We start from the raw sequence: 10,844 nt of genomic DNA on the forward strand, positions 1-10,844 counted from the left end.
AGGTACTGATGACGCTAGCTCCGCCCCCACTTCGTGAGCCCCGTCGCTTCTTCATCGGCGGCGCATGGGTCGATCCATCGACCGACGCGACGATCGACGTCATCGCGCCCGCGACAGAGCAACCCTATCTGCGCGTCGCCGAAGCGAAGGAAAACGACATCGATCGCGCGATCGGTGCGGCGCGCGAGGCGTTCGATCACGGTCCCTGGCCACGCCTCTCCCACGCCGAGCGTGGCCGCTACCTCGATGCCATTGCGACCAAGCTGGGGGCGAGGGCCGACGACGTCGCGACGATTTGGCCGAACGAGATGGGCGTCCTTCACGCGACCGCGCGTGCCTTCGCCGGTGCTGTCGGTAATCTATACTCTCTCTACGCGGGCCTTGCCGATCGCTTCGCCTTTGAAGAAGAACGCCCAACGGTTTCCGGCGCCACACTCGGTCTGCTGGTTCGTGAGCCGGTGGGCGTCGTCGGAGCGATCATCCCATGGAACGGTCCCATCTCGCTCATCGCGCTGAAGCTTGCACCAGCGCTGCTGGCCGGATGCACGGTTATCATCAAGGCATCGCCAGAGGCGCCCGGCCACGCGCTGCTCATGGCCGAGATAGCCGAAGAAGTTGGCTTGCCCCCGGGCGTCGTCAATGTTGTCACTGCCGATCGCGTTGCCTCGGAACGGCTGGTCCGCGACCCGCGTGTCGACAAAATCGCCTTCACCGGTTCGACCGCTGCCGGTAAAGCGATCGGTGCCATCGCTGGCGGCCGCATCGCTCGTCACACGCTGGAGCTCGGCGGCAAATCGGCCGCAGTGATCCTTGACGACTTCGACATCGATGCCGCCGCCGATGCGATCGCGGGGCGGGCCTGCGACTTGACCGGGCAGGTCTGCGCTTCCCTGACCCGCGTCATCGTGTCTCGTCACCGCCACGACGCGATGCTTGACGCGCTGGCGTCGCGACTTGGCCAGGTGCGTGTCGGCGATCCGTTCGACCCCGCCGTCCAAATGGGTCCGCTTGCCACCCAGCGGCAGCGTGATCGGGTCGAGGACTATATCGCGTCGGCTCGCCACGACGGCTTCACGCTGGCTACCGGCGGAGGGCGGCCGAAGGGGGTCGATCGCGGCTGGTTCGTCGAGCCGACGGTCTTCGGCCATGTGGACAACAGCGCCCGTATCGCCCGCGAGGAGATATTTGGTCCGGTCTTGTCGGTCATTCCAGTCGGCGACGAGGCCGAGGCCGTCGACGTCGCGAACGACAGTCCCTTTGGCCTTGCTGGGGCAGTGTTCACTAACGATGCCGACCGTGCCTATTCTGTCGCCCGACAGCTGCGGACCGGAACCGTCAGCCACAACATGCTGCGCCTCGACTTCAGCATCGCTTTCGGCGGCTTCAAACAATCGGGCGTCGGCCGCGAGGGCGGCGTGGAAGGTCTGCTCTCCTATCTCGAGATCAAAACGGTGCTGCTCGACGGGCGGCCGGCAACGGAGCTGAAAATGTCATGACTACCGTTCACGTCACCACGCGCGAGGGTGCCGAGCAAGCCATAACGCCCGGTGGCGCGGGGTCGCTCATGGAAGCGATCCGCGGTGCGGGAATCGACGAACTGATGGCGATCTGCGGCGGCTGCTGCTCCTGTGCCACCTGCCACGTCTATGTCGATGCCGCCTGGTGGGATCGACTTCCGCCCATGAGCGAAGACGAAAACGACCTGCTCGACAGCTCGATGCACCGCACCGACACGTCGCGGCTATCGTGCCAGATCGCCCTGACCGACGATCTCGACGGGCTGCGCGCCACGATCGCGCCGGAGGATTGATGGTCGACAAGGTTTATGCCGGGGCGGTCGAGGCACTGACCGGTGTCCTGCGCGACGGGATGACGATTGCTGCCGGGGGCTTTGGCCTGTGCGGCATCCCTGAGACGCTGATAGCCGCCATTCGCGACAGTGGCGTGCGCGAGCTCACGCTGCTGTCGAACAATGCCGGGGTTGACGGCTTCGGACTCGGATTGCTTCTAGAGAACCGTCAGGTTCGGCGGATGGTCTCGTCCTATGTGGGCGAGAACAAGGAATTCGAGCGCCAGTATCTGGCCGGCGAACTCGACATCGAATTCAACCCGCAGGGAACGCTGGCCGAACGGCTGCGCGCCGGCGGTGCGGGCATTGCTGGCTTCTTCACGCGGACTGGTGCGGGCACATCGCTGGCGCAGGGCAAGGAGGTGCGCGATTTCGCGGGTCAACCGCACGTCTTCGAGACGGCACTCGTCGCCGATCTCGCCATCGTCAAGGCGTGGCGGGGCGACCCCTTCGGTAACCTCGTCTATCGGAAATCGGCCCGCAACTTCAACCCGATGGTCGCGACCTGCGCGAGGCTGACCATCGCCGAGGTCGAGCAGATCGTCGGCCCAGGCGAGCTCGATCCGGATCACATCCACACCCCGGGCATCTTTGTCCAACGGGTCATCCGAGCCGTTGCGAACGAGAAGCGGATCGAACAGCGCACCATACGCGAGGCGGTCGCCTGATGGCCTGGACCCGACATCAGATGGCAAGCCGCGCCGCGCGAGAGCTGGCCGATGGTTTCTACGTCAATCTCGGCATCGGCATACCGACGCTCGTCAGCAACCACATCCCGCCCGGGCTGGACGTCACCCTTCAATCAGAGAACGGCATGCTGGGCCTTGGCCCCTTTCCGCTCGAAACCGCGGTCGATCCCGACATCATCAACGCCGGCAAACAGACGATCACAGAATTGGACCGAACCAGTTACGTGTCGTCCGCAGACAGTTTCGGCATGATCCGCGGGGGTCACATCGATCTTGCCATTCTTGGCGCCATGGAGGTCGCGGAAAATGGCGACCTTGCCAACTGGATGGTGCCCGGCCGGATGGTCAAAGGTCCGGGTGGCGCAATGGACCTGGTCGCCGGGGTTCGCCGCATCGTCGTGCTGATGGAGCACGTTGCGCGAGACGGCAGCGCCAAATTTCGACGTCGCTGCACGTTGCCGCTCACTGGAGCGGGTGTTGTCGACGTCGTGATCACCGACCTCGCCGTTTTCGAGCGCCCGGAACGTGGCGCGCGCTTCCGCCTGCTCGAATGCGCCCCCGACGTCACCCCCGCCATGGTGAGGGAGCGCACCGAGGCCGACTATGAAGAGGACGTAATGGCATGACGATGCCGCTTGGTGCAGCCTCGTTGACGCTTGTGCACCGTATGCCTAGCCCTGGCATCATGAGCGAAGAAACGGAAGGGCCCGGTAAGGGCAAGCTCGTCGGCGCGGTCGTCCAAACGGTCAAGCTTCTTCGCGTCCTGGCCGCGAGCGATGCACCGCTCGGGGTCAGCGCCGCCGCCCGCGCTGCGGAGGTCAACACCTCGACCGCGTTCAACGTGCTGCGCACGCTCAGCATCGAGGGTCTGGTGGACTTCGATGCAGCAACCAAGAGCTACTCTCTTGGCGCCGGCCTGTTCGACATCGCCAAGGGGCTGCTTGGACGCAACCTCGTCGATCTTATTCGTCCCGAAATCGTCAGGCTCGCCAACGAAACCGGTCGCCTGATCGCGCTGTGGGAGGTTGTCGATGATCGCGTCGTGCTGATCGACAAGGCACTCGTCGATCGCCCCGTCCGCCTCGACCTAGCGGTGACGCAGCGCATGCCACTCATGCTCGGCGCCGTCGGCCGGGCCGCCGCCGCCGGGCTCGACATCGACGACCAGGAACTGCGTCGCCATTTCCGCAAGCTCCGCTGGGCAGGCTCTATCGATGCCAGTCGCTACCTCGCCGAGGTCAAGGAAGCGCGCCGGACCGGCTACGGCGTGGATCGCGAGACGCTTTACAACGGTATCGTCGCGATCGCCGCGATCATTACCGACGAAACCGGCCGGCCGGCTTATGGCATCTCCGCCATCGAGCTGGCCAACCGTATCGACGACGACGAGATCGCCCATGTCGGCGAGCGACTGGCCGCCACGGCCGCGAGCCTTTCGCGCTCTCCCCGCACCCTCGCCTGACGGAGCATCCCATGGCAGACGCTTATATCATCGACGCCGTACGCACGCCCCGTGGGATCGGCAAACAAGGCAAAGGCGCACTGGCGCATCTTCACCCCCAGCATCTCGCTGCGACGGTGCTCAAAGCGATCGCTGAACGCAATCATCTCGACACCGCGGATGTCGACGACATCATCTGGTCGACGTCGTCGCAACGCGGCTTACAGTCGGGCGACCTCGGCCGCATGGCAGCGCTGGATGCAGGATACGACATCAAGGCGTCGGGCGTCACGTTGGACCGCTTCTGCGGCGGCGGCATTACATCGGTCAGCTTGGCAGCCGCCCAGATCATGAGCGGCATGGAAGACCTCGTCATCGCGGGTGGGACCGAGATGATGAGCTACGCCAATGCCGAGGCAGCCCGCGATCAGGCGGAGGGAAAGGCACCAACTCTGATGGGGTCGCACAATGCCCGCCTTGATGCAGCGCATCCACAATCGCACCAGGGCGTCTGCGGGGACGCGATCGCCAGCATCGAGGGCATCAGCCGCGAGGAACTCGACGCCTTCGGGTTGGAGAGCCAGCGCAAGGCGGCGCGCGCCATCAGCGAGGGTCGCTTCGATCGATCGGTCGTCCCAGTGGTCGGCGATGACGGCGAGACGTTGCTCGACCATGACGAATATCCCCGCCCCGACACCACCGCGGAGGGTCTCGCTGCCTTGAAGCCGGCGTTCGCCGCGATGGCGGATTGGGCCTATGACGAACGCGGGACAACGTTCCGCCAGCAGATCGGCCGTCGCTATCCCGACGTCACGATCGAACCGGTCCATCACGCAGGCAATTCGTCGGGCGTGGTTGATGGGGCAGCTGCTCTGCTGCTCGCATCTGCAGATTATGCGCGCGTCCATGGATTGACGCCGCGAGCACGCATCGTCGCAACCGCCAATGTCGGAGACGATCCGACGCTGATGCTGAATGCACCGGTGCCCGCGGCGAGAAAGGTTCTCGCAAAGGCAGGTCTGACCAAGGACGACATCGACCTGTGGGAGATCAACGAGGCCTTCGCCGTCGTCGCCGAGAAGTTCATCCGCGATCTCGATCTCGATCGCAGCAAGGTGAACGTCAATGGCGGCTCGATCGCGCTCGGGCATCCGATCGGGGCGACCGGGTCGATACTGATCGGAACCGTGCTCGACGAACTGGAGCGCACGGGTGGTCGCTACGGGCTCGTCACGATGTGCGCGGCGGGCGGCATGGCTCCGGCGATCATCATCGAGCGGATGTCGAAGGAGGATGCGCAGTGAAGATCGATGATAGCGTGGCCGCGGTGGTGACCGGCGGTGCCTCCGGTCTTGGCGAGGCGACGGCGCGCGCGCTCGCCGCCAAAGGCGCCCGCGTTGCCATCTTCGATCGCCAGCGAGAGAAAGGCGAAGCGGTCGCAGCCGCGATTGGCGGCCGCTTTTTCGAAGTGGACGTCACCAGCGACGAGAGCGTCGACGCGGGCTTTACCGACGCGCGCGGCATCCATGGTCAGGAGCGCATCCTCGTCAATTGCGCTGGTGTCGGCAATGCAATCAAGACGGCGAGCCGCGCGAAGGAAGACGGTTCTATCAAGCACTTCCCGCTCGATGCCTTCGAATGGGTGATCCGCATCAACTTGATCGGCAGCTTTCGGTGCCTAGCCAAGTCAGCGGCCGGCATGATGACACTCGATCCGGTCGAGGGCGGCGAGCGCGGCGTTGCGATCAACACGGCCTCGGTCGCTGCCGAGGACGGCCAGATGGGGCAAGCTGCCTATTCGGCGTCGAAGGGCGGGATCGTGGGCATGACGCTGCCGATCGCCCGCGATCTCATGAACGAGGGAATTCGCGTCAACACCATCTTGCCCGGCATCTTCGCGACCCCGCTGATGCTTGGCATGGGCGACAAGGTCGTCGATGCACTGTCGAGCATGGTTCCCTTCCCCAAGCGGTTGGGCGACCCCGCAGAATATGCCGCGTTGGCGGTACACATGGTCGAAAACGGATATCTCAATGGCGAGCGGATCCGGCTCGATGGCGCCATCCGTATGGCGCCGCGATGAGCCGGCTCGACGGAAGGACCGTCCTCGTTACCGGTGCGTCATCTGGTCTCGGCGCTCGCTTCGCTCATATCGCCGCGGCGGCGGGCGCCTGCGTCGTGGCCGGCGCGCGGCGAGTTGACAGGCTGGCGGCGCTGGCAGACGCGATCCGCGCCGATGGCGGAACGGTCGAGACTGTCGCGCTTGACGTCACCGACGAAGCCTCAGTCGAAGCGGCATTCGCTGCTGCCGAGGCGCGCTTCGGCCCGGTCACTGGAGTGGTCGCCAACGCCGGTATCAACGTTCAGGGACGAGCCGTCGACTTGGCAGTGGATGAGTTCGATCGGTTGTTTGCGACGAACGTGCGAGGCGTTTTCCTCACCGCCCGCACTGCGGCCCGGCAGCTTCAGGCCGTCGATCGGGGAGCCGAAGGTCGCATCATTCTCATCTCGTCAATCACCGCACAAATGCAGAGCAATGGCATCGTCGCCTATAGCGCATCGAAGGCCGCGGTGACGCACCTTGGCAGATGCCTTGCCAAGGAGTGGGCGCGTGGCGGGCCGAACGTAAATACGCTGTCACCAGGCTATATCCGTTCCGAACTCGCAAGCGATTGGTTCGATAGCGAGGCTGGCCAGCGGCAGATGGCTCGGTGGCCGCGTCGGCGACTGCTGGAGGAGGACGCGCTCGACGCGACGCTGCTCTACTTGCTCAGCGATGCCAGCGCTGGCGTCACTGGTAGCGACTTCGTCATTGACGACGGGCAATCCCTATGACGCCCCCCAGCGAACGCGCAATCGAAATCGGTGCCCAGGTCGAGCGCTTCGTTCGCGATGTGGTCATCGATTACGAACGCGATCCCCGCCAAGGCGCCCATGGCCCGTCCGACGCGCTCGTTCAGGAAATGCGCGACAAGGCACGAAGCGCTGGCGTGCTGACGCCGCATATCTTGGCCGATGGTGATCATTTAACGCAGCGCGAGACGGCTTACGTCCTGATCCGATCCGGCCTGTCGCCGCTTGGACCACTCGCCTGCAATACGATGGCCCCGGACGAGGGTAACATGTACCTGCTGGGCAAGGTGGGATCGCCTACCCAGAAAGTGCACTTTCTCGCGCCGATGGTTGCTGGCTCCGCCCGCTCCGCCTTCTTCATGACCGAGCCTGCCGCGGATGGCGGCGCCGGCTCGGATCCGTCGATGATGCAGACGACGGCCCGGCTCGATGGCAACCATTGGGTGATCAACGGTCGCAAGGCGTTCATTACCGGGGCCGATGGCGCCGCGGTCGGCATTGTGATGGCAAAGACCGATGCGGGCGATGGTCGCATGGCGGCGACGATGTTCCTCGTCGATCTGCCGGACCCGGCGATCCGCATCGAGCGCGTGCTCGACACGATCGATTCATCGATGCCTGGCGGCCACTCGATCGTCGCGATTGATAATCTGCGCGTCCCGGCAGACGCCATATTGGGCGCCCCCCACGACGGCTTTCGCTATGCCCAGGTCCGCCTTTCTCCCGCTCGCCTGTCGCATTGCATGCGGTGGTTGGGGGCATGCATCAGAGCCAACGAGATTGCGACAGCCTACGCCTGTACTCGCCACGCCTTCGGCAAGGCGCTGGTCGACCACGAAGGCGTCGGCTTCATGCTGGCCGACAATCTGATCGACCTGAAGCAGGCGGAACTCATGATCGATTGGTGCGCGGGCGTGCTCGACACTGGCGATCTCGGCACCGCCGAAAGTTCGATGGCGAAGGTCGCGGTATCGGAAGCCCTGATGCGCATCGCTGACCGTTGCGTCCAGGTGATGGGCGGCACCGGCGTGTCGGGCGACACCATCGTCGAGCAGGTGTTCCGCGAGATCCGTGCCTTCCGGATCTACGACGGACCTACCGAGGTGCACAAATGGAGCCTCGCCAAGAAGATCAAGCGCGATTGGCGGACCCATGAGTGACAACGCCTTCGCTGGCACCGGCGACGTCCGCGCGGCGCACCGCTTCGACGAGGCGGCGCTGGCGGCGTGGCTTGAGCGCCACGTCGCGGGCTATCGAGGCGATCTGCGCGTCACCCAGTTCAACGGCGGCCAGTCGAATCCGACGTACAAGCTGACGACGGCGGGCGACAGCTACGTGCTCCGCCGCAAGCCGCCGGGGCAGCTGCTCAAGGGCGCGCATGCGATCGAACGCGAAGCGCGGGTCATGAGCGCGCTGGGTCGGGTCGGCTATCCGGTGCCGCACATCCACGGCTGTTGCGACGATCCCGGGGTGATCGGTACACCATTCTTCGTGATGGAGATGGTGGAAGGCCGCATCTTCTGGGACGCGAGCCTTGAGGCGCAGGCGCCAAGCGAACGCGCCGCGATATTCGATGCGATGAATCAGGCGATTGCCGCGCTTCATGCCATCGATCCGGTCGCCGCAGGCCTGGAGAGCTATGGCCGCGCTGACCGCTATGTCGCCCGCCAGCTCGACCGCTGGATCGCGCAATATCGCGGCGATGCCGATGCCGGCCGCGACGAGATGATGGACCGGCTGGCCGACTGGCTGCCCGCCCATGTGCCCGACGACGAGGAGACCGCGATCGTCCATGGCGACTTCCGCATCGACAATCTGATCTTCGCCCCCGACGAGCCGCGGGTGCTGGCGGTGCTCGATTGGGAGCTGTCGACGTTGGGCCATCCCCTCGCCGACTTCGCCTATCACCTGATGATGTATCGCATGCCGGCTCTCACGATACCGGGCTTGCTCGGCGCGAACCTTCGTGCGCTCAACTTGCCCGACGAGGACAGTTATGTCGACGCCTACCGGCAGCGGACCGGTCGGACGTCCGTTCCCGATCTCGACTTCTATCTCGCCTTCAACCTGTTTCGCTTTGCGGCCATCTGTCACGGGATCAAGGGGCGATTGCTCCGCGGGACGGCTGCGAACCCCAACGCTCATCGCCTCGCTGCGGAAGTGCCGTTGCTGGCCTCGCTCGCCTGGGATCAAGCCATGAAGTCGTTGCGATGAGCGTCCCTTACGATCGCTACGACGTCCTCATCGTCGGTGCGGGCCACGCCGGTGCCGCGGCGGCGATCGCGCTTCGGCAGCGGGGCTTTGCCGGAAGCATCGCCATCGCGGGCGACGAACCCGAACTGCCGTACGAGCGCCCGCCGCTGTCCAAGGAGTATCTCTCGGGCGACAAGCCGTTCGAGCGGCTGCTGCTGCGGCCGGCGGGCTTTTGGACGGACCGGGGCATCGCCCTGATCCTCGGGCGCAAGGTCGTCACGGTCGACGCCGCCGATCACCGCGTCGTCACCGCCGATGGCGGGGCGATCGGCTATGGAACGCTGGTCTGGGCAACGGGCGGGTGCCCGCGTCGGCTGACCTGTTCGGGCCATGATCTCGCCGGCGTCCACGGCATCCGTACGCGCGCCGATGTCGATCGGATGATCGTCGAGCTGGAGACGGCCAGCAGCGTCGCGGTCATCGGCGGCGGCTATATCGGCCTGGAGGCGGCGGCGGTGCTGCGCAAGCTGGGCAAGGACGTCGTCGTTCTCGAGGCGCAGGACCGCGTCCTGGCGCGGGTCGCGGGCGAACCGCTTTCACGCTTCTACGAGGCGGAACACCGCGCCCATGGCGTCGATGTCCGCACCGGCATTGGCGTCACCTGTATCGAGGAACGCGACGGCCAGGCATGCGGCGTACGGCTGGCCGATGGCGAGATGGTCGCGTGCGACATCGTGATCGTCGGCATCGGCATTGTCCCCAACGTTGAGCCGCTGCTGGCGGCCGGTGCCGCCGGCGGCAACGGTGTCGATGTCGACACCCATTGCCGCACGACCTTGCCCGACGTCTTCGCCATCGGCGACTGCGCCGCGCACGCCAATCGCTATGCGCACGGCGCAATCATCCGCCTCGAATCGGTCCAGAATGCAAATGACCAGGCGATGACCGTCGCCAAGGCGATCATGGGCACCCCTGAACCCTACGAAGCGCTGCCGTGGTTCTGGTCCAATCAGTACGACCTAAAGCTGCAGACCGTGGGTCTGTCCGCGAATTACGACCAGCTGATTGTCCGCGGCATTCCAAGCTCACGCAGCTTCAGCATCATCTACGTAAAGAATAATCACGTAATCGCTTTGGATTGCGTCAACTCCACTCGAGATTACGTTCAAGGCAAGATGCTTGTCGGCGTCAGCTTACAGGGAAAAGCTGAAGGGCTTGAAGACCCGGCTAGGCCACTCAAGCAAATAGCTGTTTCAAACTCGCAGTTTTAGCTCGACTGGAGCCCCTAGCAGAGCGAACAGCACAGGCATCGAGTCGGCGCTGCTCTTGAGCGCCGGCCTCCCCCCCGCCGATCGGATCGAGCGGGGCTGTGGGTGGTGCGAGGCGGGACTGGTCCTGCCTTCGCATCGAAAGGCAACCCACATGACGAAGCTCAACGACACCCACCGCATCCTGCTTGCCGCTGCCGGCCAGCGCGGTGATGCCAGTCTGCTGCCGCTTCCCTCCTCGCTTACGGCAAGCGCACGCACGACCAAGGCACTGGCAGGACTCGTTACTTTCGGCTTCGCCGAGGAGCGCGAGACCACTGATGCAGCGGCGGTCCACCGCATCGACGGCGACCTGCGCTTCGGGCTCTTCGCCACACCCTCTGGCTTGGCTGCGATCGGCATCGATGCGGACGAGGCTGGCGGGAGGCCGACGATTGACGCTAAGGTAGATGGTAATGCCCCATTGCCGTCCCGCACGACTAAGCAGGCCGACGTCCTCGCGCTGCTCGGGCGCGATGACGGTGCGACCCTCGGCGACATCATCGCTGCCA

At 65.0% G+C, this 10,844-nt stretch carries 12 protein-coding genes; all 12 read left to right on the forward strand.

Annotated elements, in window-relative coordinates; genetic code table 11:
• Positions 1-8: 8 nt before the first annotated feature.
• A complete protein-coding gene (locus GGQ80_RS17205) occupies positions 9-1,496 on the forward strand; it encodes an aldehyde dehydrogenase (RefSeq protein WP_183987163.1) in 1,488 nt (495 codons plus the stop codon).
• The gene (locus GGQ80_RS17210; RefSeq protein WP_183987165.1) at positions 1,493-1,810 is read left to right on the forward strand and encodes a 2Fe-2S iron-sulfur cluster-binding protein; all 318 of its coding nucleotides are present in this window, start codon (positions 1,493-1,495) and stop codon (positions 1,808-1,810) included. The genes GGQ80_RS17205 and GGQ80_RS17210 overlap by 4 nt, the downstream gene beginning before the upstream one ends.
• A complete protein-coding gene (locus tag GGQ80_RS17215) occupies positions 1,810-2,517 on the forward strand; it encodes a CoA transferase subunit A (protein WP_183987167.1) in 708 nt (235 codons plus the stop codon). The genes GGQ80_RS17210 and GGQ80_RS17215 overlap by 1 nt, the downstream gene beginning before the upstream one ends.
• Positions 2,517-3,164, forward strand: a complete 648-nt coding sequence (locus GGQ80_RS17220; protein WP_183987169.1) for a 3-oxoacid CoA-transferase subunit B — start codon at positions 2,517-2,519, stop codon at positions 3,162-3,164. The genes GGQ80_RS17215 and GGQ80_RS17220 overlap by 1 nt, the downstream gene beginning before the upstream one ends.
• The gene (locus GGQ80_RS17225; RefSeq protein ID WP_183987171.1) at positions 3,161-4,000 is read left to right on the forward strand and encodes an IclR family transcriptional regulator; all 840 of its coding nucleotides are present in this window, start codon (positions 3,161-3,163) and stop codon (positions 3,998-4,000) included. Before GGQ80_RS17220 ends, GGQ80_RS17225 begins: the two co-directional genes overlap by 4 nt.
• 11 nt (positions 4,001-4,011) lie before the next feature.
• A complete protein-coding gene (locus tag GGQ80_RS17230) occupies positions 4,012-5,283 on the forward strand; it encodes an acetyl-CoA C-acetyltransferase (RefSeq protein ID WP_183987173.1) in 1,272 nt (423 codons plus the stop codon).
• Complete coding sequence (locus tag GGQ80_RS17235; protein WP_183987187.1) at positions 5,280-6,062, forward strand: SDR family NAD(P)-dependent oxidoreductase; 783 nt, start codon at positions 5,280-5,282, stop codon at positions 6,060-6,062. Before GGQ80_RS17230 ends, GGQ80_RS17235 begins: the two co-directional genes overlap by 4 nt.
• Positions 6,059-6,814, forward strand: coding sequence for an SDR family NAD(P)-dependent oxidoreductase (locus GGQ80_RS17240; protein WP_183987175.1), 756 nt, complete (start codon positions 6,059-6,061; stop codon positions 6,812-6,814). Before GGQ80_RS17235 ends, GGQ80_RS17240 begins: the two co-directional genes overlap by 4 nt.
• Positions 6,811-7,992, forward strand: a complete 1,182-nt coding sequence (locus GGQ80_RS17245; RefSeq protein WP_183987177.1) for an acyl-CoA dehydrogenase family protein — start codon at positions 6,811-6,813, stop codon at positions 7,990-7,992. Before GGQ80_RS17240 ends, GGQ80_RS17245 begins: the two co-directional genes overlap by 4 nt.
• Positions 7,985-9,046: a phosphotransferase gene (locus GGQ80_RS17250; protein WP_183987179.1), complete on the forward strand. Its 1,062-nt coding sequence runs from the start codon at positions 7,985-7,987 to the stop codon at positions 9,044-9,046. The genes GGQ80_RS17245 and GGQ80_RS17250 overlap by 8 nt, the downstream gene beginning before the upstream one ends.
• Positions 9,043-10,296 (forward strand): NAD(P)/FAD-dependent oxidoreductase, encoded by a 1,254-nt coding sequence (locus tag GGQ80_RS17255; protein ID WP_183987181.1) that lies wholly within the window; start codon positions 9,043-9,045, stop codon positions 10,294-10,296. The genes GGQ80_RS17250 and GGQ80_RS17255 overlap by 4 nt, the downstream gene beginning before the upstream one ends.
• Before the next feature lie 151 nt (positions 10,297-10,447).
• Positions 10,448-10,844 (forward strand): hypothetical protein (locus tag GGQ80_RS17260; protein ID WP_183987183.1); only part of this gene is annotated, 397 nt, incomplete at its 3' end.

It is taken from the genome of Sphingomonas jinjuensis (assembly GCF_014197105.1).
GTDB lineage: Bacteria > Pseudomonadota > Alphaproteobacteria > Sphingomonadales > Sphingomonadaceae > Sphingomonas > Sphingomonas jinjuensis.

Excerpts from the sequence above, each read along its gene's own strand:
- GGQ80_RS17250 (WP_183987179.1), top strand. The coding sequence starts at position 7,985 with ATGAGTGACAACGCCTTCGCTGGCACCGGCGACGTCCGCGCGGCGCAC.
- GGQ80_RS17215 (WP_183987167.1), top strand. The coding sequence starts at position 1,810 with ATGGTCGACAAGGTTTATGCCGGGGCGGTCGAGGCACTGACCGGTGTC.
- GGQ80_RS17220 (WP_183987169.1), top strand. The coding sequence starts at position 2,517 with ATGGCCTGGACCCGACATCAGATGGCAAGCCGCGCCGCGCGAGAGCTG.
- GGQ80_RS17210 (WP_183987165.1), top strand. The coding sequence starts at position 1,493 with ATGACTACCGTTCACGTCACCACGCGCGAGGGTGCCGAGCAAGCCATA.
- GGQ80_RS17225 (WP_183987171.1), top strand. The coding sequence starts at position 3,161 with ATGACGATGCCGCTTGGTGCAGCCTCGTTGACGCTTGTGCACCGTATG.
- GGQ80_RS17255 (WP_183987181.1), top strand. The coding sequence starts at position 9,043 with ATGAGCGTCCCTTACGATCGCTACGACGTCCTCATCGTCGGTGCGGGC.
- GGQ80_RS17230 (WP_183987173.1), top strand. The coding sequence starts at position 4,012 with ATGGCAGACGCTTATATCATCGACGCCGTACGCACGCCCCGTGGGATC.
- GGQ80_RS17205 (WP_183987163.1), top strand. The coding sequence starts at position 9 with ATGACGCTAGCTCCGCCCCCACTTCGTGAGCCCCGTCGCTTCTTCATC.
- GGQ80_RS17240 (WP_183987175.1), top strand. The coding sequence starts at position 6,059 with ATGAGCCGGCTCGACGGAAGGACCGTCCTCGTTACCGGTGCGTCATCT.
- GGQ80_RS17245 (WP_183987177.1), top strand. The coding sequence starts at position 6,811 with ATGACGCCCCCCAGCGAACGCGCAATCGAAATCGGTGCCCAGGTCGAG.